25 protein-coding genes and 2 pseudogenes are annotated in these 25,556 nt (G+C 39.6%); 1 reads left to right on the top strand and 26 read right to left on the bottom strand.

Annotated features, from left to right (window positions below; all coding sequences use genetic code 11):
• Position 1: 1 nt before the first annotated feature.
• The 5 genes from J7R13_RS04680 to J7R13_RS04700 all read right to left on the bottom strand — a co-directional run bounded on the left by J7R13_RS04680 (position 2) and on the right by J7R13_RS04700 (position 5,159).
• The gene (locus J7R13_RS04680) at positions 2-784 is read right to left on the bottom strand and encodes an ATP12 family chaperone protein (protein WP_208432745.1); all 783 of its coding nucleotides are present in this window, start codon (positions 782-784) and stop codon (positions 2-4) included.
• Between the two features lie 387 nt (positions 785-1,171).
• Positions 1,172-2,437 (bottom strand): ATP-grasp domain-containing protein, encoded by a 1,266-nt coding sequence (locus J7R13_RS04685; protein WP_208432746.1) that lies wholly within the window; start codon positions 2,435-2,437, stop codon positions 1,172-1,174.
• A gap of 12 nt (positions 2,438-2,449) precedes the next feature.
• On the bottom strand, positions 2,450-3,382 hold the full coding sequence (locus tag J7R13_RS04690) for a DMT family transporter (protein ID WP_208437688.1): 933 nt from the start codon (positions 3,380-3,382) through the stop codon (positions 2,450-2,452).
• Positions 3,379-3,549 (bottom strand): hypothetical protein, encoded by a 171-nt coding sequence (locus J7R13_RS09595; protein WP_245256399.1) that lies wholly within the window; start codon positions 3,547-3,549, stop codon positions 3,379-3,381. Before J7R13_RS09595 ends, J7R13_RS04690 begins: the two co-directional genes overlap by 4 nt.
• 626 nt (positions 3,550-4,175) lie before the next feature.
• On the bottom strand, positions 4,176-5,159 hold the full coding sequence (locus tag J7R13_RS04700) for an RluA family pseudouridine synthase (RefSeq protein WP_208437689.1): 984 nt from the start codon (positions 5,157-5,159) through the stop codon (positions 4,176-4,178).
• Positions 5,160-5,367: 208 nt separating this feature from the next.
• Between J7R13_RS04700 and J7R13_RS04705 the strand changes: the two genes are divergently transcribed.
• Positions 5,368-7,152 carry a glucan ABC transporter ATP-binding protein/ permease gene (locus J7R13_RS04705; RefSeq protein ID WP_208437690.1) on the top strand — a complete coding sequence of 595 codons (1,785 nt, stop codon included), beginning with the start codon at positions 5,368-5,370 and terminating at the stop codon, positions 7,150-7,152.
• Between the two features lie 60 nt (positions 7,153-7,212).
• Here J7R13_RS04705 and alaS read toward each other — a convergent pair whose 3' ends face one another.
• The 21 genes and pseudogenes from alaS to rpsN form a co-directional block, all read right to left on the bottom strand.
• Positions 7,213-9,876, bottom strand: coding sequence for an alanine--tRNA ligase (gene alaS / locus J7R13_RS04710; protein WP_208437691.1), 2,664 nt, complete (start codon positions 9,874-9,876; stop codon positions 7,213-7,215).
• A 199-nt stretch (positions 9,877-10,075) separates the two neighbouring features.
• Positions 10,076-11,119: a recombinase RecA gene (recA, locus tag J7R13_RS04715; RefSeq protein ID WP_004859134.1), complete on the bottom strand. Its 1,044-nt coding sequence runs from the start codon at positions 11,117-11,119 to the stop codon at positions 10,076-10,078.
• Between the two features lie 586 nt (positions 11,120-11,705).
• The gene (locus J7R13_RS04720) at positions 11,706-13,019 is read right to left on the bottom strand and encodes a replication-associated recombination protein A (protein ID WP_208437692.1); all 1,314 of its coding nucleotides are present in this window, start codon (positions 13,017-13,019) and stop codon (positions 11,706-11,708) included.
• Between the two features lie 8 nt (positions 13,020-13,027).
• Entirely contained in the window at positions 13,028-14,422 is a 1,395-nt protein-coding gene (locus J7R13_RS04725) for a DegQ family serine endoprotease (protein WP_208437693.1), read from the bottom strand.
• Between the two features lie 314 nt (positions 14,423-14,736).
• Positions 14,737-14,925 (bottom strand): annotated as a pseudogene (locus tag J7R13_RS04730) (hemagglutinin repeat-containing protein); the annotation flags it as partial.
• Positions 14,926-14,930: 5 nt separating this feature from the next.
• Positions 14,931-15,284, bottom strand: coding sequence for a hypothetical protein (locus tag J7R13_RS04735; RefSeq protein WP_208437695.1), 354 nt, complete (start codon positions 15,282-15,284; stop codon positions 14,931-14,933).
• A gap of 176 nt (positions 15,285-15,460) precedes the next feature.
• Positions 15,461-15,874: pseudogene (locus tag J7R13_RS04740) on the bottom strand (hypothetical protein).
• Complete coding sequence (locus J7R13_RS04745; RefSeq protein ID WP_425523225.1) at positions 15,871-17,535, bottom strand: hemagglutinin repeat-containing protein; 1,665 nt, start codon at positions 17,533-17,535, stop codon at positions 15,871-15,873. Before J7R13_RS04745 ends, J7R13_RS04740 begins: the two are co-directional and overlap by 4 nt.
• Positions 17,536-17,787: 252 nt before the next feature.
• Complete coding sequence (gene rplQ, locus J7R13_RS04750; protein WP_208437696.1) at positions 17,788-18,216, bottom strand: 50S ribosomal protein L17; 429 nt, start codon at positions 18,214-18,216, stop codon at positions 17,788-17,790.
• Positions 18,217-18,241: 25 nt separating this feature from the next.
• The gene (locus J7R13_RS04755; RefSeq protein WP_208437697.1) at positions 18,242-19,255 is read right to left on the bottom strand and encodes a DNA-directed RNA polymerase subunit alpha; all 1,014 of its coding nucleotides are present in this window, start codon (positions 19,253-19,255) and stop codon (positions 18,242-18,244) included.
• A 95-nt stretch (positions 19,256-19,350) separates the two neighbouring features.
• Positions 19,351-19,740 carry a 30S ribosomal protein S11 gene (rpsK, locus tag J7R13_RS04760; protein ID WP_208437698.1) on the bottom strand — a complete coding sequence of 130 codons (390 nt, stop codon included), beginning with the start codon at positions 19,738-19,740 and terminating at the stop codon, positions 19,351-19,353.
• A 125-nt stretch (positions 19,741-19,865) separates the two neighbouring features.
• Positions 19,866-20,234: a 30S ribosomal protein S13 gene (gene rpsM, locus J7R13_RS04765; protein ID WP_208437699.1), complete on the bottom strand. Its 369-nt coding sequence runs from the start codon at positions 20,232-20,234 to the stop codon at positions 19,866-19,868.
• Between the two features lie 178 nt (positions 20,235-20,412).
• Entirely contained in the window at positions 20,413-20,991 is a 579-nt protein-coding gene (locus tag J7R13_RS04770) for an adenylate kinase (RefSeq protein ID WP_208437700.1), read from the bottom strand.
• Positions 20,988-22,334, bottom strand: coding sequence for a preprotein translocase subunit SecY (gene secY / locus J7R13_RS04775; protein ID WP_208437701.1), 1,347 nt, complete (start codon positions 22,332-22,334; stop codon positions 20,988-20,990). The genes J7R13_RS04770 and secY overlap by 4 nt, the downstream gene beginning before the upstream one ends.
• Before the next feature lie 166 nt (positions 22,335-22,500).
• Positions 22,501-22,968, bottom strand: coding sequence for a 50S ribosomal protein L15 (gene rplO, locus J7R13_RS04780; RefSeq protein ID WP_208437702.1), 468 nt, complete (start codon positions 22,966-22,968; stop codon positions 22,501-22,503).
• Between the two features lie 20 nt (positions 22,969-22,988).
• Positions 22,989-23,195, bottom strand: coding sequence for a 50S ribosomal protein L30 (rpmD, locus tag J7R13_RS04785; RefSeq protein WP_208432755.1), 207 nt, complete (start codon positions 23,193-23,195; stop codon positions 22,989-22,991).
• 31 nt (positions 23,196-23,226) lie between these two features.
• A complete protein-coding gene (rpsE, locus tag J7R13_RS04790; protein WP_208437703.1) occupies positions 23,227-23,775 on the bottom strand; it encodes a 30S ribosomal protein S5 in 549 nt (182 codons plus the stop codon).
• Positions 23,776-23,889: 114 nt separating this feature from the next.
• Positions 23,890-24,252, bottom strand: coding sequence for a 50S ribosomal protein L18 (gene rplR / locus J7R13_RS04795; RefSeq protein ID WP_208437704.1), 363 nt, complete (start codon positions 24,250-24,252; stop codon positions 23,890-23,892).
• Between the two features lie 12 nt (positions 24,253-24,264).
• On the bottom strand, positions 24,265-24,798 hold the full coding sequence (gene rplF, locus J7R13_RS04800; protein WP_208437705.1) for a 50S ribosomal protein L6: 534 nt from the start codon (positions 24,796-24,798) through the stop codon (positions 24,265-24,267).
• A gap of 38 nt (positions 24,799-24,836) precedes the next feature.
• Positions 24,837-25,235, bottom strand: a complete 399-nt coding sequence (rpsH, locus tag J7R13_RS04805) for a 30S ribosomal protein S8 (protein ID WP_007552557.1) — start codon at positions 25,233-25,235, stop codon at positions 24,837-24,839.
• A gap of 14 nt (positions 25,236-25,249) precedes the next feature.
• On the bottom strand, positions 25,250-25,555 hold the full coding sequence (gene rpsN, locus J7R13_RS04810; protein WP_004859177.1) for a 30S ribosomal protein S14: 306 nt from the start codon (positions 25,553-25,555) through the stop codon (positions 25,250-25,252).
• Position 25,556 lies beyond the last annotated feature (1 nt).

Genomic DNA, 25,556 nt, shown 5'->3' on the forward strand with positions numbered 1-25,556 from the left:
TTTACAAACAAGTTGTAATGATTATAGCAGCAGCATTAAATTCAGCCTTCTTATGAGCACGGCGCGTCATTGCTTCTTCATCAACACCCCACTGTTCCATCAACCAGTCTTCATCTAAATGAGCAATATCAAAAGCATGATCGGCATCAAAATTTCCTGCAGCAACAGCCAGAGAAATAAGAGCTGATCCTGTTAAGGTTGTCATTGTATGAAGTGCAGCAAGCGTATAAGGAGACTCAACTTGACGTAAATAATTACTCACTGCTTGGATAGATTCCCGTGATTGTTCGACATGCATAAGCCCTTCTGTCACCTGAAACCGTGCTCCAAGTTTTTCTTCTGCCCAATCCAATAAAGGATCCCACTGTTCACGTTGTCGCTCCACCAACTCTTGCGGGGTTTGTGCCCGATAAAAGATCATATCACATGCAACAAAACGTAATAGATCTTCAAAAACAACCTGCATATCATCAGCTATACCATCAATAACAGTGTTAACCAAACGCGTAATCGGCATTTTCGATGGATCAATAACTTGCTTTTGGCTCTCAAATTCCTGTGCTACTAATGTAGCAAATGCTGCTGTAGGTACAAGAAAATGGCGTCTTGCTGGTGTTTTAACTGGACATCCATCCAACAATATAGAAAAGCCTTCTTCTTCACACAAAGTTTTCACTTCTTTATAGAATCGTTTTGGTAGCGACTGACATGAAAAATTTTGCATCTTTTGAACGAGGTTATTTTTATTCAATGGCATATCAAACTGATTCAAAATTTCACGCATATTATTTATTATTTACCTCTGATATTTTCAAAAAACATTATTTTTTCTAAGTTCTATGTATCTCAATGAGGTTTAATTTGCCCTCCTTCCCCACCCTAAAGAAGGAACAATCTTACCAGCATCAATCTGAGTTAAGACTATATTTCATGTCTATTTTACAAACAAGACAATGGTGAATGCCTTGTTTATATTCAGCAACAACTGTCAGAACAATTTTTTTAAAGTATTGGACTTAATCTAAAAACTAGATGTGTTGAATTTAAAAAAATTCCATTCCACCATTACTGTCCACAGTGTTTGCGAAATTTTAGAAAACCGCATTGGGCTCTGTCTGTATCGATGAGACTTATATCAAAGTTAAAAGCAAGGGAAAATATCTCTATTGAGCTATTGATAAACGTGGTCTTTCCATATGATGCTCAAGGTGTCATCAAGCCATTTATGGTAATCGCGAGCTTCTTCGTTTGAGGCATGAACAGAGAAAATAAAACCAGGATATCCACCGAATGCTGGTGGAGGTGGTGAAATATGATCAATTTCAAAGAAAATGATAGTTCTAGTAGTTAGTGGATGCTGTACAACCTTATCTAAACCTGAAAATCCAGAAAACCGTCCATGACCACGAAGAGGAATAATGTAATTTGCTGCCACTTTTTCAGCTGGGAGTACATCGGGAAGATCTAAGTTTTGTTTAGCTAAAGCAGCATTCATGCATAGTTTTCCAAATGAAATCCCTGTACCTTGCTCCACAATAAAATGGGAAACACCTGACCCACCTATACGAGCGCCGATCTCAATTACATAAGGTAAGTCATTGGCATCTAAGCGTAGCTCTACATGAGCAGCTCCCATATTTATACCAAGAGCTTTAACCCCAGAGCATGCAGCCTTACATAAAGAAATAATTAAAGGATCGTCTATATCACGGCGTTGACGATAAATTGTTTCTTCGAACCATGGTCCTTCAGGTTGTCCCTTGTCTCCAACGGCCAAAACGTGCACACCTGCTGTATCGACAAAGCATTCCACAACAAACTCTTTTCCTGGTAAATACTGTTCTACTACTAAACCTACAGATTTATTTTTATAGTTGAAACGTGCCATATCTTTATGCTGAACATTCCATACCGCTTTGATGAGATCAGGAAATTCTTCAGAATTTTTAGCTAACATTACGCCTATACTACCAGCTCCAGAAACGGGTTTAATGACTAGCGGCCAACCCAAAGCATGGGCTTGTGATAGATCTTCTGGATTATCTATATAAAAAAATCTTGGTGTTCTAAGCCCTGCTTTAACAAAAGCTTGACGCATTAGATATTTGTTCCGAGTTAATGCCGCTACTTCTGGATCAATACTGGGAGTATTGATTTTTTTTGCAGCTAAAGCTGTCCATATGATGGCTTTTTCGCAAAGAGTCATAACCCCACCAATATTGCGTTCTTTCACTCCGGCTGCAAAAGCGTCTAGAGCTAAGTCTGGATTATCAAAAACAGGAAGTTGCCAACTTGAAGTTACTGCCGCAGGTGGCTGAATAGGTGCACTTTCAGCGATATCATAAATCATTACTAATTCGATGTTAGCTGCTTTCGCAGCTTCAAATATAAAGGGTAGTTTTGCATTACGCTGACAAACTAACGCCAATTTTTTCATTTTATTTTTTCCTTATAATTTAGAATTTTTGGAACGGTGTTTCAGTTGCCATCCAGATACTTTTGATGCATCTATAAATAAGAGTATCATCCCTATAACAACTACAATCATAGCAATTATTTTGATAGCACTTAGAGAAGTTCTAGAACCAATTATCCATTCACATGCCACTACTGCAAAAGGAGCTAATACGCCGATAGTATTGGCGTATAATACGCCTCCTTCGGCTAAAACTTTTTGGTACAATACGTAACCTGGTGCAGATAAAAAGGCTCCTAAAATCAATATCTTAAATATATCTTCTAACTTAAGATGTAATAGTGGAGCAGAATCAAAAATGAATAATGGCATAAATGATGCTGCAGAAATTGTAGTAATCCAAGCCAGTGCGGATAGCAAAGGTAAATTTTTAAGATAACGTTTAGACAACAAGCCATAAATAGAGTAAGAAAGTGCTGCTATTAAAGCAAGACCTATCCCTATCAAGCTATAATATCCATCCTCTACACTGTTTATATTGAATGCTACAGCTGCTACACTAACAATTATCACCCCGCCAAGCTTCAGCCATGAGAACTCAAGGCCATGAGTCAGTGCACCCAATATATAGGTAATACCTGGAATAGTGGCGAGCACCATAGTTAAATCACTAGCTTTGAGCGATTTTAAAGCGCCAAAGCTGCATACAAAATACAGCGAGAATCCTAATACTGATAGAATTAAAAAAGAAGGCATCATTGCAAGCAACGGTAATGATCTTAAAACGGCTTTCTCACGAAATACTACGATCAACCACAAAGCTGCAGCAGTAGCACATAACCTAAGTCCAACTGCATGCATTACCGGTATACTGTTAACCAAATTCTTAGATAATAACCAACTTATGGAAAACAACGCTAGAATAGTAAAAGTAAAGAATAATAACCGTCCTTTTAAAAAACTCAATGATTTAATCCTCCAATCACTCGCCGTGCATAATATGATGTTGAAAAATCAAATCGTGACTTTGGAGTTTTCGGCTTCCCAAGGTTATTTTGGATATAATCTTTAGCACCTGCTAAATAAGCGTCATCATCCAATGCTTCAAGTGCTTCTATATCTACGATTATCAATGGTATTACTTCTTTAAGACGCTCCAAATCAAATTGAAGATAACCTCACCCCGTTTAATCAATGCTTTGTTACGCATCAATATTTCAAAAAGTAAGATACCTGTACCAGCATCGAACGTCATATGGTGGTCATAACCTTTTGGATAACGAAATATGCGTTCTAATAGGACAAACTCAGATATTTCTTTCCAAAACTTTGGACGATTTTATAGCATAATACGCACTGTAATTAAGTCCACTTTATAGTTTCTTCTAGTAAAACGCTAAAACAGAAAAAGCGCTTATCACTCAAAAAAAGTTACGGAGCAATAACCTTTGATCATCATCCTGCTTTTCTAGTAGCTGTTGTGGTGCACCAATTGACATTATTCGTCAACTATATCAACAACAACATAACGTACCTGATATGTAAAATTTATATGCCTTATATCCCCTTAAACAATAAAGTTTTACGGCATAATAGTATAAAGAAACTGTAGAAAAAATTATAAATGATATGTGCCAGATTTATCACTAAAAATACAACTCTTTAACAATAATTACTTATCAAGAGATCTCTGTAACACTTTATCAAATCTACAAAAATTGCACAAATAAAAACGAAAAAAATCCTTCTGTGATTCTATCTATTCTGTCTCACCATCATTTTCATTAAAAGCCAAAAGATTAAAACTTTGTACCATATGAGGTGGTAAAGGTGCGATAATATCCAAAACCCCTCCTGAAGGATGAGGAATACGAATACGGCGCGCATGAAGGTGAAGACGGTTTTGAATTCCTCCTGGTAATGCCCAATTACTATCAGAAAAAAAATATTTTGAATCACCAATGATAGGATGATCCATATGGGCGGCATGCACACGTAGCTGATGTGTTCTCCCCGTATAGGGTTCCATTTCAAGCCACGAAAGAGCTCTCCCCCTAGTATCTAAAACGCGATAGTAAGAAACCGCATGGTTAGAATCTGGCTCTCCATGTTCACAAACACGCATTTTATCACCTTGTGCAGTGATATCCTTCACCACCCATGTTGAAATTTTATCCTGCTTTTTTTTAGGCACTCCCCGAACCAATGCCCAATAAATCTTTTTCGTTTCCCGTTCTCTAAAAGCAGCCGTTAAAGCCTGCGCAGCACTCCTAGATCGCGCAACAATGAGCACGCCAGATGTTTCACGATCAAGGCGGTGCACTAAACGTGGTTTTTCGCCTTTCTTATTGCGCCATACCTCAAGCATGCTATCCACGTGGCGCGTCAAACCAGACCCCCCTTGTACAGCTAACCCCGCAGGCTTATTAAAAACAAAAATCTTTGGATCTTCATAGAGAAGCATTTTTTTTAAAACGGTTCCATCATCCTGTCCACGAAGTGTTTTATCCGTTATAGGAAAGCTTTCTTTATCATCAATAGGGAAAGGTGGAACGCGCACAACTTGCCCCATGAGAAGACGCGTATCGGTTTTAACACGCCCACCATCAACCCGTATCTGGCCAGAACGGAGCAACTTTTGTAAATATCCAAATCCAACTCTTGGATAATGCAATTTAAACCAGCGATCCAAGCGCATTCCGTTTTCATCTACCTCAACCTGTTTTATTTCGACGCCTACCATAATACTTCCCTTACCAGATAATTTTCTTGACCCGTTTTATGCCTTAAACACAAAAATACATATCTTATAGAACTGGCTTTATCACACCATATTACAGTCAGTATCTAAAATTGCATTTTCTTACTGATAAAATTTTATTAACTCAAAACCTAATGATTATCAGAACTATAACCTTTATACTTGTGATAACTATTGGAGATAATGCTCTGTGTCCTTATTCAAAACCTATACACGTGTTCTCAGCTACCTAAACAGAGAAAAAAATACATCTCTTTTAATCTGTTCAGCAAATATTATATTGGCTATTATCACCATTGCAGAACCTATTTTATTTGGGCGTGTCATTGATGCTATCGCAGAAAAATCAGGTATTGTTTTAACTCTCACCATTTGGGTCTGTTTTGGGCTTTCACATATTATTGCTTATGTCCTTGTTGCTCGCGGTGCTGATCGTTTAGCACATAGACGTCGCTTAGCTGTTTTAACGGAATCCTTTGAGCGTATCATTGCTATGCCTTTAATCTGGCATCAACAACGCGGAACTTCTAACACTCTCCATACACTCTTACGCGCCGTAGACTCTATGTCAACCATATGGCTTGATTTTATGCGTCAGCATCTCTCAACGCTTGTCACCTTATTCGTTCTCATCCCCATAGCCTTTAACATGAATTGGCGTCTTTCAACAGTCTTGGTTGTACTCGCCATCATTTATCTACTGATTGCACGTTTAGTGATGCAAAAAACAAAAGATGGACAAGCCGCTGTAGAAAGCTACCATCATAACCTTTTTAAACATGTCAGCGATTCAATCTCTAACGTTTCCATTGTACAAAGCTATAATCGAATAAAGGAAGAAAGTTCCACATTGCATCAACATACAAACAATCTTCTTAAAGCACAAAACCCTGTTCTCAATTGGTGGGCTCTTGCAAGTGGCTTAAACCGAATGGCCTCAACCATTTCGATAGTTTGTGTTCTTCTGCTTGGAGCTTTTTTTGTAGCAAAAAACCAATTACGTGTAGGTGAGGTGGTCGCGTTTGTCGGATTTGCACAATTAATGATTTGTCGTCTGGATCAAATGAGCAATTTCATTAATTTAACCGTATCCTTACAAGCAAAATTACAAGATTTTTTTGCAATGGAAGACTCAACCTTTCATATCAACGGACCTGAAAATCTACCTTCCCTCCAAAATGTTAAAGGTGCCATAGAATTTCATCACGTTACTTATAAATTCCCAAATTCTTCTCAAGGTGTTTTTGACATTTCCTTTGAAGTTAAAACAGGACAAACTGTTGCAATTGTGGGACCAACCGGATCTGGCAAAACAACATTAATCAATTTGTTGCAACGCGTGTACGATCCTACATTTGGACATATCTCTATTGATGGAATAGATATACGCTCTGTTAATCGCGAATCCTTACGCAAATCTTTAGCAACAGTATTTCAAGACGCTGGCCTTTTTAATCGGACTATTCACGAAAACATCTCGATAGGAAAAGCAACCACAACGGAAGAGGAACTTTATGAAGCTGCAAAAATAGCAGCTGCCCATGATTTTATTCTAACAAAAACCAATCGTTATGACACAATGGTCGGCGAGCGAGGTTCTCAATTGTCAGGTGGAGAAAGACAACGTTTAGCAATTGCGCGCGCTGTTTTAAAAAATGCCCCCATCCTCATTCTAGACGAAGCAACAAGTGCCCTTGATGTTGAAACGGAAGCGCGCGTTAAAGATGCTCTCGATTGCATAAATCACAATCGTACCACTTTTATTATAGCACATCGCCTTTCAACAATACGCGATGCTGATGTTGTGCTCTTTCTAGAACATGGTCGCTTAATTGAAAAAGGAAGCTTTCAAGAATTGATCAATAAAGGCGGGCGCTTTTATAAACTACTAAAAGCCAGCGGTTTAACAATCAAGCAACCAGCGATAGGAGAAGATGAAAACGTGTTCCCATTGCACGAAGCGATGGCATCATAGAACAAGCGCTCCCTCTTTAAAAAATCTCGAAGCGAAGCAACACAAATAACCAATCAGAAATTATCTTTCAAGAAAAGCTTTTAGTGCCGCCAATGCCTCAGCAGCCTTATTCCCATCAGGCCCACCAGCCTGCGCTATATCAGGACGGCCACCACCACCTTTGCCCCCAAGGATACCTGAAACAATGCGCACCAAATCAACAGCATTTAACTTATCAGTCAAATCATCCGTAACACCAACAACAGCACTCCCCTTACTATCCTCTGAAATACCTATGAAAGCAACAACACCAGATCCAATTTGCTTCTTTCCAGAATCCACTAATGCTTTAAGATCTCGTGGTAAAATATTTTCAACAACACGCCCCATAAAAGAAATGCCATTGATGATAGTAATATCTTCTTGACCACTCTTCATGTCCCCACCATTCAAAGCAATTTTCTTGCGCGCATCATTCAACTCTTTTTCAAGTCTACGACGATCATCAAGCAAAATCCGAACACGTTCTTCTACATCAGCAGAAGAAGTCTTTAAAAGATCAGCAATTTCACGGATATGCTCCTCTTGGCGGTTCAGGTATAGGCGTGCCGCTGTACCTGTTAAAGCTTCGATACGACGAACTCCAGCTGCTACAGAACTTTCAGAAACAATATGAATAAAACCGATATCTCCTGTTCTCTTCACATGTGTGCCACCACAAAGCTCAATTGACCAATTCTTCTTTAATTCTTCCTGTTCACATTGGTTCCCCATAGAAACAACACGAACTTCGTCACCATATTTTTCACCAAATAACGCCATAGCCCCTTCAGAAATTGCATCATCCACGAGCATAAGGCGAGTTGTTACCTCACTATTTTGCAAAACAATATCGTTTGCTAAATCTTCTATTTTTTTCAGTTCTTCTAAAGAAACAGGTTTTGGATGAGAAAAATCAAATCGTAACCGATCTGGCAATACAAGAGATCCCTTCTGTGTAACATGAGCTCCCAATATTTGGCGTAAAGCTTCGTGTAATAAATGGGTAGCAGAATGATTCACACGAATTTTCTTACGACGAACAACATCAACGGCTAATTCTACACAATCAAACGTCTTTGCCCGACCAGATTTCACTTCACCAATATGGATAAAAACACCATCACCTTTTTTCTGGGTATCATGCACCTCAAAAATAAAATTTTCATGAGAAATGATACCGCTATCACCAATCTGTCCACCAGATTCACCATAAAAAGGTGTCTGATTTACAACAAGAACGGCTTTCTGCCCTGAAGAAATATGATCAACAATTGTACCATCATAAACAAAAGCTGTAAGAATACCTTTAGCTGTGTCAGTCTCATAACCTAAAAATTCTGTGGCCCCCACTTTCTCACGAAGAGAAAACCAGATCTTTTCCGTAACGGCTTCTCCGGAACCAGTCCAATTGGCACGCGCTTCCTCTTTCTGACGTTCCATCACCTTATCAAAAGCGTCAACGTCAACAAATATTCCGCGACGACGCAGAACATCTTGCGTCAAATCAAGCGGAAAACCATAGGTATCATAAAGCTTGAAAGCAACTTCACCACTCAAAGATTCTCCTTCTTTAAGAGTGGTACTTGCTTCATTCAACAAACCGAGTCCCCGTTCAAGTGTTTTACGAAAACGCGTTTCTTCTAACTTCAAAGTTTCTGAAATCAAAGATTCAGCACGCACCAACTCAGGATACGCTTGTCCCATTTCGTGAATTAAAGCAGGCAAAAGCCGCCACATTAAAGGTTCTTTAGCACCAAGGAGGTGCGCATGACGCATAGCACGACGCATAATACGGCGTAAAACATATCCCCTTCCTTCATTGGAAGGAAGAACACCATCAGCAATCAAAAACGCACATGAGCGAAGATGATCAGCAATCACGCGATGGCTCGCAACAAACTCACCCGTCGCCTCAACCCCTGTTATCTCTTGGGATACAGCAATTAATGCACGAAAAAGATCAATGTCATAATTATCATGAACACCCTGTAAAACAGCAGCAATGCGCTCTAATCCCATGCCTGTATCAATAGAAGGATGAGGCAACTCAACACGCTCTTCTTTGCTTATCTGCTCATACTGCATAAAAACAAGATTCCAAATTTCAATAAAGCGATCGCCATCTTCATCTGCACTTCCAGGTGGTCCTCCAAAAATTCCATCGCCATGATCATAAAAAATCTCTGAACAAGGACCACAAGGACCTGTATCTCCCATCGCCCAAAAATTATCAGACGTTGCAATACGAACAATTTTTTCATCAGGAAGACCTGAAATTTTACGCCATAATTCAGCAGCTACATCATCACTATAATAAACTGTCACCAACAACTTCTCTTTTGGAAGACAAAATTCTTTTGTTAAAAGATTCCATGATAAAAAAATGGCTTCTTCTTTAAAATAATCACCAAAAGAAAAATTACCTAACATTTCAAAAAATGTATGATGGCGTGCTGTATAGCCAACATTATCAAGGTCATTATGCTTTCCACCGGCACGGACACATTTTTGCGCCGTTGCTGCCTGCTTATAAGGACGCTGTTCAAGTCCAGTAAAAACATTTTTAAACTGCACCATTCCTGCATTTGTAAACATGAGTGTAGGATCATTACGCGGAACGAGAGGGCTAGAAGAAAGAACTTTATGCCCATTAAGATGAAAATAATCTAGGAAAGTTGACCGTATACTATTAACACTATTCATATCGTAACCTGTAGAGTACAGCGCAAAACCATAAAAACAAAATTCCCCTCATTAAATATCCTCTTTTCTACACGTAGAGTTAATTTAATCAAAGGGTGGATTTTTGTTCAAAGAAATTTAGAAATAAGCGATCTTAATATTTTAAAACTCTAACAAATAAAAAAATAAATGATGGCCACACATTCAGACAAGCACTCCATCAAATTTCTTCATCGTTTTCTATACTTTCTGCCCCTACATTTTCTAACAATTCAATCGCAATCAGACCAGCATTTTGTCGCAAAGCTGTCTCGATTTCTGTAGCTATTTCTACGTGATCGCGTAAAAACTGCTTCGCATTTTCCCGTCCCTGCCCTAAACGCTGAGAATTATAAGAAAACCATGCACCAGATTTTTCCACAACACCAACTTTGACACCCAAATCAATTAACTCACCTACTTTGGAAATGCCTTCACCATAAATAATATCAAATTCAACTTGCTTAAACGGAGGAGCCAATTTATTTTTGACAACTTTAACACGTGTCTGATTACCAACGATCATATCCCGATCTTTAATAGATCCAATACGACGAATATCTAAACGAACAGAAGCATAAAACTTTAAAGCGTTTCCGCCTGTTGTCGTTTCGGGAGAACCAAACATGACACCAATTTTCATGCGAATTTGATTAATAAAGATAACCATACAGTTAGAGCGAAAAATTGCTGCTGTTAGTTTTCGCAACGCTTTACTCATTAACCGAGCCTGCAGCCCAGGTAAAGCATCCCCCATTTCACCATCAATTTCTGCCCGTGGCGTCAAAGCCGCTACAGAATCAACAACAAGTACATCAACAGCACCAGAACGAACTAACGTTTCTGTAATTTCCAGTGCTTGTTCACCAGTATCAGGTTGAGAAATGAACAAATTTTCTAAATCAACACCAAGCTTACGCGCATAAATAGGATCAAGAGCATGCTCCGCATCAATAAAAGCACAAATCCCACCAATTTTTTGTGCCTCAGCAATAGCATGAAGAGCCAATGTTGTTTTCCCAGAACTTTCTGGTCCATAAATCTCAACAATACGCCCCTTTGGTAATCCACCAACACCCAAAGCAATATCCAAGGATAATGAGCCCGTTGGAATTGTTTCAATTTCAACAACCTGCTCCTTTTGCCCAAGACGCATAATTGAGCCTTTACCAAAAGAACGTTCAATTTGTGAGAGAGCAGCATCGAGAGCTTTTGTTTTATCCACGATTATATCCTTGACCGATTCATAACAACCAAACGTCCAGTGTACACTGTTATTTTAGCTTAACTAAAGTCTTGAATTTAAATTTTCACAGACTATTTCCATTTTTAACCTCACATTGTGTCAACAACAGATTATTACCATAAAAAAAGAATTGGTATTCCTTATCTTATGACAAAGAATCCCCATAGTAAGAAAAGAAACTTGGCATATTTATATCTCTCCTCTAGAAAAGAAACAATTTAAATTTCAACATGGTACTTTATATACAGCATTTCTGATACTTTTTTGCAAACACTGAAGAAATCATATCTCTTAATCTAATCCCCCCTATTGATAGCCAAAAAAATTCTCATCAATCAAAACCACAATACATCGCACACAACTGAAATCACAAGTACAAAGCAGCGCATGAATTATAGCTAGACAAATATCTCTTAAATTTGATTTTTAAGGGTATATAAATTCTTACTATGAAGAAATAAGCATTTAAGACATGCCATAGTCTGTTAATGAAATTATAATCACATAACTGATGTAAAATAAGTTTAAGATCTGTAAAAATCATATCTTAATTAAAATTGCATTTTTAACTGGTTCGCTTTTTACGCAATTTTTTCCACCACTCAAGACGTTTCGCGATTTCACGTTCAAAACCACGTTCTCGTGGTTGATAATAGCTCTGGCGCCCAAGTTTCTCAGGAAAGTATTCTTGTCCCGAAAAAGCATCTGGTTCATCATGGTCATAACGATAACCATGTCCATACCCTTCTTCCTTCATAAATTTTGTAGGTGCATTCAAAATGTGCCTAGGAGGAGGTAAAGAACCATTTTTTCGTGCACAACGCAGTGCAGCCTTATACGCAAGATATGTTGCATTTGATTTTGGCGCAGTTGCAACATAAAGACACGCTTGTGCTAAAGCTAATTCTCCCTCAGGTGATCCTAAATAATCATAAGCATCTTTTGCCGCATTACAAATAACAAGAGCTTGAGGATCTGCCAAACCAATATCTTCAACAGCCATACGAACCAATCTTCGCCCAATATAGAGAGGATCTTCTCCCGCATCAAACATACGCGCCAAATAATAAAGAGCAGCATCAGGATCAGATCCACGAACTGACTTATGCAACGCTGAAATGAGATTATAGTGACCCTCTTGTCCTTTATCATAAATTGGAGCACGACGTTGAATGATTTTTTGCAAAGCAACAGCGTCAAATATCTCTCCTTGTCGTGCAGCACACCAAACTTCCTCTGCCAATGTTAACGCTGCCCGCGCATCACCATCAGACATCCCGATCAAAACATCTCTAGCATCGTCATCCAAGGGAAGAAGCTTTCCTTCCACTTCTTCTGCGCGTTTCAAAAGCTTGTTCAAACTTTCATTGTCATGGGGAAGAAACGTCAAAACACGTGCACGTGAAAGAAGAGCAGCATTAAGTTCAAATGAAGGATTTTCTGTTGTTGCACCTATAAGAATGACCGGACCTTCTTCCATGACGGGAAGAAAACTATCTTGCTGAGCACGATTAAATCTATGAATTTCATCGACAAACAAAACCGTTCGCCCCCCAGACATAAAACGAGTCCGAGCAATTTCAAAAATCTTTTTAAGTTCAGAAACTCCAGTAAAAATAGCAGAAACTTGCTCAAAAGAGAAATTTGTTTCAAGAGCTAACAAACGTCCAACTGTTGTTTTTCCTGTCCCTGGTGGTCCCCAGAAAATCATAGAACCAAATGAACCAGCTGCTATCATGCGTGAAAGCACCCCCTCTTCCCCAACTAAGTGATCTTGACCCATTACATCCTGAAGAGAGCGAGGACGCATCCTTTCTGCAAGCGGCCGATTTTTATTAACTTGGAAATCAAGCGACGAAGTAAAAAAATCTTTGTTCAAAAAAAACCTCAGCGAATAAATTGGCGAATATACATACCATCACGTTCATATTCCAATTGCCAAATACGCGGACGACTTTGCATAAGAATCTTTTTCAACTGACTGACTGTTTGAATCTTATGGCCATTAACAACACGCAAAATATCTCCTGGACGAAAAATTCCAGCAGCATTGCTCAGTTCGTCAAGATTAGTAATCACAACACCTTTTGCAGATACAGAAAGATGAAAACGTCGACTATTTTGCGGTGTTAAATCTAATACTTCAGCACCAGAAAGAGGACCTGCATCAATAATTTTTTCAGATTTTAAGAACTCAGATTCCGGTACCGATAAAACGGTTATTTCTGTTTTGAAAGTTTTGCCATTTCGTAAATATTCTAAAGGAAGTTTCTGCCCCATGCCAGCTGTCATCAAACGGTATCCAAGGCTATCTGGACTATCAATTCGTACCCCTTGCATACTCAAAATAACATCACCTACTTTCAAACCAGCTTTTTCAGCAGGACTATCTTTGCTAATTTCAATAATAAGAGCGCCATAGGGACGTTCTAAACCTAAACCACCTGCAATATCAGGTGTAACATTTTGAAAAGATGCACCAATATAAGGTGGTACAAAATACTTCCCTCCACGTTTAACGGTATCAAGCATCACCTTTACAAGATTCGCCGGAATAGCAAAACCAATCCCTACAGAGCCACCAGAACGCGAATAAATAGCTGTATTAATCCCGATTAATTGCCCTTTCATATCAATCAAAGCCCCACCAGAATTCCCTGGATTAATGGCAGCATCTGTTTGAATAAAAAAGTCAAAATCAGAAATACCAACACGTGTACGTGCTTGCGCTGACACAATACCACTTGTAACTGTTTGACCAACACCAAAAGGATTACCAATTGCTAAAACAAGATCACCAACTTCAACTGCATCGGAATCTCCTAAAGGAAGAACGGGAAACTGCGCACCTTTTGCATCAATTTTAAGCACAGCAATATCCGTTGCTTCATCTTTGAGCATAACCTTACTCTCAAATTCTCGTCCATCAGAAAGAGCAACTTTAATTTCATTTGCATCCTTAATGACATGATAATTCGTAACGATCAGACCACGCGCATCAACAATCACCCCAGACCCTAATGAAGATTGCTTACGTACAGGCAGATTGTTTTGAAAACGACCAAAAAACTGCTCAAAAAATGGATCACCTTCAAAAGGCGAACGTGCTCTAATTTGCCGAGCTGCATAAATATTCACAACAGACGGAATAGTCTTTTTAACTAAAGGAGCAAATGAAAGAGTAATTTCTGACTGTGTTTGCGGAATTTGCGCATATGCACAGGGAAATGATATTTGCGCTATAATCACAAAAAAAAGCCAAACAAAAAGAGAATTCCTCATTATTCGCTCCTTATAAACTAATCTACTCTTTAAGAGGACAGCCACCTCTCATCTCTCATAAATTAAGGATCCTCATTAATATTTATAATTGAGAATAAAAACAACCTACCTGAACAACAAATATTATAAAAAACAAATAATTCAATATTTTATAATCCCATTTTTACTTTTATCACTTGTTCAATATATTGATTTATAATGATAATTTAGCGTTATTCATATTCAATGAGAACCCCAAATAACGTAAGATTCTCTCATTTCAAACCTGCTTATCTTGAATCAATCAAAACCACTCATTTGCACATAACAAGTGGGATGGTGGTATTTCCCCCACTTGTGCTATGAACAGTGCCGATGCCAATAATATGGCTGTTCTTTTGTTGAACCTGCTCACTGGAACCCTTGCCTTTGCCAAAAGAAGCATTCCCCATCCACCCTGTGCCACCGGTACCATAACTATACCCAACATTCACCGAAGCACTTTGCATACGATTCTGCGTCGTTAAGGCTAGCATTCAGGTGCGTTTTTATACCTTTTACAATAAGAGCTATTTAAGCGTTTCTCAACACTTCTTTGAGGCATAACAGCACCAGGACGACATATGGGAAGATTGTCCGATTTATGGTTCTCACACCATTCTTGTATTGTAAAGCTAGGGCGAAAGCCTGATTGCGCCATACACATTTCAATACTGGCAAATTGATTCAAATCTAGCGCCACAACCTTATTAAGGTCCGGTACTCCACATTCTAAAAGTATTTTATTTCTCCATAATGCTGGAGAAAGTGAGGGAATTGAGTTAACACATCCAGCGATACTTAACAGAGCCATGCAGCTCAATAGTTTTAAGATTTTTTTCATTTTCCCCTCTTTCAATGGATTTATTTACGATAAGAAGGCTCGTAAGCCTGGTGATATTTTCTGTCACCACTGTTTAAAACAGTGGTGAACAATGTTGAGATAGTGGATTGAGGAAACAATCCCGCTATTCCAAGCGAAAGCAAAAAGGGGATTGTTTCCATCACCAGCAGCAAGGATTAAGGTTTGCATTCAGGTTGTACTGGACTTCTTTTACAAAACGGGCTGTTTAAACGCTTTTCGACACTTCGTTGTGGGATGACAGCACCAGGCTGACAAATGGGGAGGTTTTCAGCTTTATAGTTTTGACATCAACTTCCTCCCCATTTATCTTTATAGTGGAATCCTGCTTGAACCATACAAGCATCAATTGTTGCCATTTGATTTAAGCTGCGATTGTTGTTTGCTGAATCAAGATTAATAAGGCTCGGCATACCACATTCTAGTAAGGCTTTTCCTACCTCAGTAGAATTTGCTCCTGGCTTCTCCCACATATTCACGTACTCTGTAGGAGTGCTGTCAATGTTTTCAATGTCACATCCAGCTATACTTAATAAAACTATCCCACTCAATAATTTAAACAATGTGTTCATTTTGTTCTCCATAAATAACCTAAACCTAAATTATCTAAAATTGCATAAATTGAAGTAATTGTTGCAGTATGAGGTGTTCCATAGCGCCTTGTACATGCATCACCCGCATCTCCATAACAATTATGGGGACTAGGATCATAGCCCAATAGCGCTTTCCCTTGCTCTACCATTGGAATTGCTGGTGGATATAATACATAGGGGAACTTCAAGGGTACCTTATAAAAAGTAGGTGGATTGTGACCAATTCCTGTACCAATGGGGTCAAGTAGATGGTTTTGTAAGTAAATATGATCTTTCTTGCCATCGCTTACGAAATATATTGCATTCGCTACCGATACACCGTTATCAGCCGGTCCAAAAAAACGGATATCTGTTTTGTACCCTATACCGTGGATGCCATGCTTTTCAAAGTCACGCATTCCATTGCCCACTGTCAGACTACCACGGCTATGCGCATTAACAATCGCCCCTGTATTGCCATAGAGATACATAAAATCCTGAAACTTCTTTGTCGAATTACTCAGCCCCCAAGAATTGCCTTCTAGAAACTTCTGATAAAAAGCTACCCCGAGCTCTACTTCCCATGAATCAGCTTTTGGAAAAGCTGTAAAATAAAATGGCTCAGACTTATTATCAACCAACTGGAACGCATAACGGGCTGCTTCATCTGGTGAAGTAAAAATGCCATTGTAGAACATACGCCTGTTACCATCCGAGCCTGCTTGTAAATGCTTTTCTTCTTCAGGCGTTAAATAGTGATACAGAATAATATATTTTCCATGGCTATCTTTTATAGGTTCACCATTTTCATCAGTTAAATAGAGTACTTTGCCATTTTTATCGTGCTCAACCTCACCCTCAGGGTGCTCTTTAACATTTGCGACCTCACGCACTTTGTCCCAATAATCAAATCCTTCATCCGATAATTTATTGATCATATCTAAGCGATTATGCACTACCCCCTCAAGCGAAGTGGCGTCCACCGGTGCAACGGCTTGGTGGGCTGCTGCGGTGTTGCGGTTGAGAGAGCCGATGATTTCTCCAGCATCTTGTCCCATCGCCCTCTGGTTAGATCCACCTGTCAGAATGATGGTGCCATCACTGATGGCAGATTTGGTATATCCTTCCGCTCCATCATGTGCCTTCCCGTGATTTAAAACATTTTTGGCAATGTTTTTAATCGTGTCGTTCCCAGAAAGGCTAAAACCATGGCTACTGGCTTGCGCATGGGCACTGTTGATAATATCACTGGTAGTAATGCTTCCTGTGGTCAGGCTGTTTTTGTCTGCCGGCGCAGTGCTGGCAATGATACCTCCGGTCAGTGTTGTCTTATCTTTAACGTTGATCTTAAAGCCGCCATCACCCGCTTTGATGCCTGATTGTTCCACAACACTGTGATAATCGCTAGAGGATTTGTCCTTTTGGAAAGAAGCGCTCACAGAGCCTCCACCACCCGTTTGTCCAGCACCAAAGCCAACAGAAACAGAGTTTTGCTTGCTGGAAGTTTGTTCCGTATCACTGCGGCTGGTAATGGTGAAAGCACCCCCTACTTCCATTTCTACACGCTCTCCAGAAACCACTGCTCCCGCCAGTGTGGTGTTGCCTCCACTTATGGTATGAACAGTGCCGGTGCCAATAATAACGTTTACATGCGTTATAATATTTGCATCATGTCTTGCTTTTTATGGTCTGTTTATAGATGGCAATTGTTTATAAAAAACGGTCAAATGAATCATGCATAAAAGTGTCGATTCTTAAGTGGTTTCATATAAAATAATTACACTCAAAATATTGACTTTATTGTATTTTTTTATATTATATCTTATATTACTTGAATAAAGCATTACTCTGTAATGCTAACAAAAAACCGCCATAAAAGGCGACCTTCTCAAACACAACGAAAAGAAAATAATTTATGAAGAAGATTCTTTTTCATTTACAACATTCTCTGTACGTGCACGATCCACAGCACCCTTCGCATCGATATCTCGATCAACAAATTCTATAACAGCCATGGGAGCATTATCACCTGTACGAAACCCCGCTTTCATAATACGCAAATATCCACCGTTGCGCGATGCATAACGCGGTGCAAGTGTATCAAATAATTTTGCAACTTTTTCCGCATCACGAAGCACAGAAACTGCTTGCCGACGCGCATGTAAACCCCCACGCTTACCAAGCGTCACTAACTTTTCAACAATAGGACGAATTTCCTTGGCCTTTGGAAGCGTTGTCACAATTTGTTCATGCTCTATCAGCGAAACCGCCATATTTGCAAACATAGCTTTACGATGACTAGCAGTTCGGTTCAATTTGCGACCTGAATTACTATGGCGCATGAGCCTTCTCCTCAAATTCTAAATTTTAATACTGATCTTCATAACGCTTGGCAAGATCATCAATGTTTTCAGGCGGCCATGCAGAAATTTCCATACCAAGATGCAGTCCCATACAAGCCAAAACTTCTTTAATCTCATTTAAGGACTTCCGTCCAAAATTCGGTGTCCGAAGCATTTCAGCTTCTGTCTTTTGGATAAGATCACCAATATAGACAATATTATCATTTTTAAGACAATTTGCCGAACGAACTGAAAGTTCTAACTCATCCACCTTTTTGAGCAACGCAGGATTAAAAGCAAGTTCCGAATCAGAATCCTCAACAACTTCCTTCTGCGGTTCCTCGAAATTAACAAACAACGATAATTGATCTTGAAGAATACGTGCCGCAAAAGCAACAGCATCCTCTCCATTAACAGCACCATTTGTCTCAATCGTGAGTGTTAATTTATCATAATCCAACACTTGACCTTCGCGTGTATTCTCTACTTTATAAGAGACCTTACGAACTGGTGAATAAAGACTATCAACTGGAATAAGACCAATTCGCGTATCATCAACACAATTGCGATCAGATGGAACATATCCCTTCCCTGTATTGACAATAAATTCCATACGAATCTCAGCATCTTCATCAAGAGTACAAATCACATGTTCTGGATTCAGAATTTCCATATCTCCAACAGTACTGATATCTCCAGCTCTCACAACACCAGGGCCCTCTTTAGAAATAACAACACGTTTAGGACCCTCTTCTTCCATACGCAGTGCAATTTCTTTGATATTAAGAATAATATCTGTAACATCTTCACGAACGCCTGGAATTGATGAAAACTCGTGTAACACACCATCAATCTGCACAGCAGTAATTGCAGCACCACGAAGCGATGACAATAACACACGACGAAGTGCATTCCCCAACGTTAAACCAAAACCACGCTCAAGAGGCTCTGCAATCACACTCAAAATATTCGGATTATCATGCGCACAAAACTCAACCTTATTGGGTTTAATCAGTTCCTGCCAGTTTTTCTGGATCATATTTTTATTCCCGTTCTTTAGTTCCGCTACCATTCAATCGTAACGACCAATGTGAACATCAGAGAAGACTCTGACAACAAAAAAACAATACCTAATTAAACACGCCGTCTTTTTCTCGGACGACATCCATTATGAGGAATTGGTGTTACATCGCGAATGGACGTAATGACAAAACCAACAGATTGTAATGCACGCAAAGCGGACTCACGACCTGATCCAGGACCACAAACCTCAACTTCCAACGAACGCATACCATGTTCCTGCGCTTTCTTAGCACAATCTTCTGCAGCAACCTGAGCCGCAAAAGGCGTAGATTTGCGTGAACCTTTAAACCCCTGAGCACCAGCAGACGACCAAGCAATGGTATTCCCCTGAGCATCAGTAATGGTAATCATTGTATTGTTAAATGTTGAATTGATATGCACAACACCTGATGAAATATTTTTGCGTTCGCGACGACGAACCCGTGTGCCTTCCTTGGCCATAGTCTTCCTTTCAACGATCTCTTCACTGCCGTAGCACCAGCAACTCTACCTTCTTTTTTCTTGTTAAAAAACTTTAAACAAGAAACAGAATATGAAAAACAAAACTCTTTTAAAAAAAAAGAATTTTATTTTTTCTTCCCAGCAATTGCCTTAGCTGGTCCCTTACGCGTACGCGCATTTGTATGTGTACGTTGTCCACGAACAGGCAAAGAACGGCGATGACGTAAACCACGATAACAACCGAGATCCATCAAACGCTTAACATTCATAGCAACCTCGCGGCGAAGATCTCCCTCAACTTGATAACCCTGATCTATCGCTTCACGGATTTGCAATACCTCTGCATCAGAAAGCTCATGCACACGACGGCCTATGGAAATGCCAACCTTTTTAGTAATTTCCTGAGCAAATTTTGGTCCAATCCCGTGGATATATTGAAGCGCAATAATTACACGCTTATTTGCCGGGATATTGACGCCAGCAATACGAGCCACACCTATTCTCCTTGATTGTGTTGACAGTTAACCATAAAATATTTGATGTACCTTAAATAAAAAAAACGACTCGGCATAAATATGCTCCGAATCTCAATACTTCCGAAAGAAATTGAGATTACTTTTGATAGATTTCACAAAAAAAGTCAACACTTTTCATTTATTTCTAAAAAAATACTTATTGCAGAAAATTTCTAATTATACGTGATACCTTAGTAACATCAATCATTCCATCAACCACCTTTAATAATCCTCTCTCTGAATAAAATTTTGATAAAGGAGCTGTTTTTTCACGATATTCTACTAATCGCTTCGCAAATGCAACAGGATTATCATCTGAACGAACTTGCCCACCAGCAGCTATAGTTTCCTCAACGCGTTTCTTCATTCTTTCAATCAATGCATCTTCATCAACACTCAATTCAATAACAGCATCAAGCCGCATATTTTTTGACTGCAAAATCTGCTGCAATGCTTCTGCCTGTCCTAAAGTCCGCGGATAGCCATCCAAGACAAAACCGTTTATACAATCACTTTCGTCAATTCGCTCTGATACAATTTGATTAACAATACTATCAGGAACTAAAGCACCAGAACTCATAACAGCTTTAGCTTTTTTGCCAACTTCCGTTTCTCTGGTAATAACTTCACGTAACACATCACCAGTTGACAACTGAGGGATATGATACTCCTCAGTTAATATTTTAGCTTGTGTACCTTTTCCAGCTCCAGGAGGACCCAAAAGAACAATTCTCATCGATTCCTTCTACCTCCACGAAGTTTTGACTTTTTAATCAATCCTTCATATTGGTGCGCAACAAGATGTCCTTGAATTTGAGCAACTGTGTCAAGCGTAACAGTAACAACGATCAACAAAGACGTCCCCCCAAGATAAAAAGGAACCTGTAGTGCAGATATCATAAACTCAGGTAGCAAACAAACCAAAATAATATAAATCGCTCCCACAACAGTAATGCGTGTCAAAACATAATCAATATACTCCGCTGTACGCTCACCGGGACGAATACCTGGAACAAAACCAGAATGCTTTTTCAACTGATCCGCCGTATCACTTGGATTAAACACAATAGCTGTATAAAAAAAGCAAAAAAACGCCATTAAAATGGCATAGACAATCATATAAAGCGGTTGTCCGTGACCAAGAGAATAAGAAATAGCCTGAACCCATTGCGGCATTTTGTCAGAAAAATTATTAATAGTTGCAGGCAATAACAACAAAGATGAAGCAAAAATTGGTGGAATAACACCGGCAGTATTTAATTTTAAAGGAAGATGTGACATGTCTCCTTGAAACATCTGATTTCCAACTTGACGTTTCGGATACTGAATAAGAATTCGCCGTTGCGCACGTTCTACAAAAACAATAATTCCTATAACAGAAACTGCAATAAGAACGATCGCTATTAACAAAAAAGTTGATAAATCAGCTTGACTATGTGCAGTTAAAAGTTGAGCAAAAGTGGAAGGGAGATTAGCCACAATACCTGTAAAAATAATAAGAGAAACCCCATTACCAACACCACGTGACGTAATTTGCTCGCCAAGCCACATCAAAAACATCGTTCCACCGACAAGCGTAATAACAGAGGAAACACGGAACATAAACCCCGGCTCCAAAACAATTTGAAGCCCTGTTCCTATACCCGTTTCAAGTGCAACCGCGATACCAAACGCTTGCAGAATTGCCAAAACTACTGTTACGTAGCGAGTATACTGATTAATAACCTTACGACCTACTTCACCTTCTTTTTTAAGGATTTCTAACGAAGGGATAACTGAGGTTAGCAATTGTACAATAATTGAGGCCGATATATAAGGCATAATTCCCAGTGCAAAAATTGCCATGCGCCCAACAGCACCTCCAGCAAACATATTAAACAACCCCAAAACACCAGAAGCATGGTGTTCAAATGTTTGGCGTAAAGAATCAATATTAATACCGGGAAGAGAGATATAAGTACCAAAGCGATAAACAAGAAGCGCAGCTAAGGTAAACCAAATACGCTTTTTCAATTCGGTTGCACGTGAAAAAGCCCCAAAGTTTATATTGGAAGCAAACTGCTCTGCCGCTGATGCCATAAACCCTCTCCAATCTCCACTCTAGTTCTTTAAATCACAAAAGCATAACTCCAGAAATTCCTGTCATCATACATAAATAAATGCAAAATTTAAATAATTATCCATAAAAAATATCCCCAAACAAAGCATAAAAGCTGCTTAGGACATCATTCATGCCAAAATAAGCTCACCGAACAGCCTCAGGAAAAACAACCTGACCACCAGCTTTTTCAATCTTAATACGAGCAGCCTCAGAAGCACCAGAAACATGAATTATAATCTTTGCTTTCACCTCACCATCAGCAAGAAGGCGTATACCATCCCTCACACGACGAATAATACCAGCCTCTTTCAACGCCATAATATCAACAGGTTTCTCAATATTCAACTTGCCTGTATCAACCGCCGACTGAATACGTCTCAGCGAAACTTCGTTATAAGTCTTAGCAAAAAAATTCTTAAATCCACGTTTTGGTAAACGGCGATAGATAGGCATTTGCCCACCTTCAAAACCATTAAGCGAAACACCAGAACGTGAACTTTGCCCCTTTACACCACGCCCACCAGTTTTACCGGTGCCAGAACCAATACCACGCCCAACACGTTTACGATCTCTTGTTGCACCTACGCAATCGCGCAACTCATTGAGTTTCATATCCTATACTCCTGCAACAGTTAATCTTTATCTATAACGCGAACAAGATGCCGAACCTTAGCAATCATACCTCGCACACAAAGCGTATCCTCTAAAACACGCCGCCGACGTATTTTATTTAACCCGAGCCCCTTCAAGGTTGCACGCTGAATCTGCGAATTCCGAATCGGGCTACCAATTTGTTCTACCGTCACAGTTTTGCCATTCTGAGATTTTTTCTGAACCATTTCCTAATTCCCTTTCTGATAATCTCAGAAACTAGCCTTCTGCATCAACTAAATTTCTACGACGCGCCTGCAAAGTTGAATATTTAATACCACGTTGAGCTGCAATATCTCTAGGATGCATTTGATGCATTAAAGCATCAAATGTTGCACGCACCATGTTATAAGGATTCGACGATCCTAATGATTTTGCAACAACATCCTGCATACCAAGAGTTTCAAAAATAGCACGCATCGGCCCACCAGCAATAATACCGGTACCAGCAGAAGCAGAACGCAGTAAAACACGACCAGCGCCGTGACGACCTTCAAGATCATGATGTAATGTACGCCCAGACCGCAGCGGAACATAAATCATTGCACGCTTTGCAGCTTCTGTAGCTTTACGAACTGCTTCTGGCACCTCACGCGCCTTACCATGACCAAAACCTACACGCCCTTTTTGATCTCCAACAACAACAAGAGCAGCAAAACCAAAACGCCGCCCACCTTTCACAACTTTAGCAACACGATTGATATGAACAAGTCTATCGACAAATTCACTATCACGCTCATCTCGCTCACCACGTTCTTTATGTGCCATTCCTCATTCCTTTTTCTTTTCCGGAAGCACGCTAACAAAGTCCCATCATCAAACCAGAGGACCCCACACGAAACACCCTAAAATCCGCTAACTCAAATTTCTAAATACAACACTTTAGAAGCTCAAACCACCTTCACGAGCGGCTTCAGCCAAAGCCTTTACTCTGCCATGATAAACATAAGCTCCACGATCAAAAACTACCTCATTAACACCAGCCTGCTTTGCACGTTCAGCAATCAACTTACCAACAGCAAAAGCTGCCTCTTTATCAGCACCATTTCTCAAAGACTTCTTTAAATCGCCTTCAAGAGTAGATGCTGAAACAAGCGTACACCCACGCAAATCATCTATAATTTGAGCATAAATGTTCTGATTTGAACGATAAACACTAAACCGCGGACGATTACTAGAAACCATTTTAATTCTACGACGAACACGCCGTGCACGACGCTGGATAATGTTCTTAGATGAAACCATAATACAAAATCCTTATTTCTTTTTACCTTCTTTACGAAAGATACGCTCATCTGCATGCTTGACACCCTTACCTTTGTAAGGCTCAGGCCTACGATATTCGCGAATCTCCGCTGCAACTTGCCCAACTCGCTGCTTATCAATTCCAGAAATAACAATTTCTGTAGGTTTAGGAACTGTTACAGTCACACCCGATGGCACTTTATAAATCACATCGTGTGAAAAACCTAACGATAGCTGAACATCCTTGCCCTGCAAAGCAGCACGGTAACCAACTCCGTTAATCTCCAATCTCTTTTCAAAACCATCTTTCACGCCACAAAAGATATTTTCAATCATTGAGCGTGACATTCCCCATTTTGAGCGTGCATCTTTTGACTGATCTCGCGGTGAAACTGATATAACATTTCCCTCAAATTTCACTAAGACTTCATCATTAACAACGTAACTCAATTCACCTTTCGGACCTTTTGCCTTAACCAGCTGACCTTCAACCGTAGCAGTAACCCCAGAAGGAATCGATATGGGCTTTTTTCCAATACGAGACATTGTTCTAACCTACTTTTCTTCTGTTTTCTTGACATAACTTAGAAAACACGACAAAGGAGCTCTCCACCAACATTCTGTTCACGTGCCTCATGATCTGCCATAACCCCCTTAGGAGTTGATAAAATAGAAATACCAAGACCATTTGCCACTTGAGGAAGTGACTTAGCAGAAACATATACACGACGACCTGGCTTTGAAACACGTGAAATTTCACGAATAGCAGCTAACCCCTCAAAATACTTCAACTCGATCTCAATTTCAGATTTTCCATCACCACAATCAACTTGATTATATCCGCGAATATAACCTTCAGACTGAAGAACATCAAGAACGCGAGCACGAAGCTTAGAAGCAGGCGTAACCACTTTTCCTTTTTTACGACCAAGCGCATTACGAATACGCGTTAACATATCACCAAGAGGATCTGACATAGACATTGAGTAATCTCCTCTCACCAACTAGACTTAACAATGCCTGGAATATGCCCTACGGAACCAAGTTCACGCAACGCAATCCGCGACATTTTTAATTTACGATAATAAGCACGAGGACGCCCTGAAACCTCACAACGATTACGAACCCGAACTTTTGCAGAATTACGTGGTAACCCCGCCAATTGAACAGAAGCTTTAAAACGCTCCTCAAGAGAAACCTTCTGATCCATAACTATCGCTTTCAAGCGTGCACGACGCGCAGCATAACGCTTCACCATCACCTCACGACGCTTATTTTTTTCAACGGCACTTACTTTTGCCATA

Source organism: Bartonella taylorii 8TBB (assembly GCF_902825155.1).
In the GTDB taxonomy this organism is placed as follows: Bacteria; Pseudomonadota; Alphaproteobacteria; order Rhizobiales; family Rhizobiaceae; genus Bartonella; species Bartonella taylorii_A.

Excerpts from the sequence above, each read along its gene's own strand:
- J7R13_RS04680 (WP_208432745.1), bottom strand. The coding sequence starts at position 784 with ATGCGTGAAATTTTGAATCAGTTTGATATGCCATTGAATAAAAATAAC.
- J7R13_RS04685 (WP_208432746.1), bottom strand. The coding sequence starts at position 2,437 with ATGAAAAAATTGGCGTTAGTTTGTCAGCGTAATGCAAAACTACCCTTT.
- J7R13_RS04700 (WP_208437689.1), bottom strand. The coding sequence starts at position 5,159 with ATGGTAGGCGTCGAAATAAAACAGGTTGAGGTAGATGAAAACGGAATG.
- alaS (WP_208437691.1), bottom strand. The coding sequence starts at position 9,876 with ATGAATAGTGTTAATAGTATACGGTCAACTTTCCTAGATTATTTTCAT.
- J7R13_RS04725 (WP_208437693.1), bottom strand. The coding sequence starts at position 14,422 with ATGAGGAATTCTCTTTTTGTTTGGCTTTTTTTTGTGATTATAGCGCAA.
- J7R13_RS04735 (WP_208437695.1), bottom strand. The coding sequence starts at position 15,284 with ATGAAAAAAATCTTAAAACTATTGAGCTGCATGGCTCTGTTAAGTATC.
- rplQ (WP_208437696.1), bottom strand. The coding sequence starts at position 18,216 with ATGCGCCATAGTAATTCAGGTCGCAAATTGAACCGAACTGCTAGTCAT.
- J7R13_RS04755 (WP_208437697.1), bottom strand. The coding sequence starts at position 19,255 with ATGATCCAGAAAAACTGGCAGGAACTGATTAAACCCAATAAGGTTGAG.
- rpsK (WP_208437698.1), bottom strand. The coding sequence starts at position 19,740 with ATGGCCAAGGAAGGCACACGGGTTCGTCGTCGCGAACGCAAAAATATT.
- J7R13_RS04770 (WP_208437700.1), bottom strand. The coding sequence starts at position 20,991 with ATGAGAATTGTTCTTTTGGGTCCTCCTGGAGCTGGAAAAGGTACACAA.
- secY (WP_208437701.1), bottom strand. The coding sequence starts at position 22,334 with ATGGCATCAGCGGCAGAGCAGTTTGCTTCCAATATAAACTTTGGGGCT.
- rplO (WP_208437702.1), bottom strand. The coding sequence starts at position 22,968 with ATGAAACTCAATGAGTTGCGCGATTGCGTAGGTGCAACAAGAGATCGT.
- rpmD (WP_208432755.1), bottom strand. The coding sequence starts at position 23,195 with ATGGTTCAGAAAAAATCTCAGAATGGCAAAACTGTGACGGTAGAACAA.
- rpsE (WP_208437703.1), bottom strand. The coding sequence starts at position 23,775 with ATGGCACATAAAGAACGTGGTGAGCGAGATGAGCGTGATAGTGAATTT.
- rplR (WP_208437704.1), bottom strand. The coding sequence starts at position 24,252 with ATGGTTTCATCTAAGAACATTATCCAGCGTCGTGCACGGCGTGTTCGT.
- rplF (WP_208437705.1), bottom strand. The coding sequence starts at position 24,798 with ATGTCTCGTATTGGAAAAAAGCCCATATCGATTCCTTCTGGGGTTACT.
- rpsH (WP_007552557.1), bottom strand. The coding sequence starts at position 25,235 with ATGTCTATGTCAGATCCTCTTGGTGATATGTTAACGCGTATTCGTAAT.
- rpsN (WP_004859177.1), bottom strand. The coding sequence starts at position 25,555 with ATGGCAAAAGTAAGTGCCGTTGAAAAAAATAAGCGTCGTGAGGTGATG.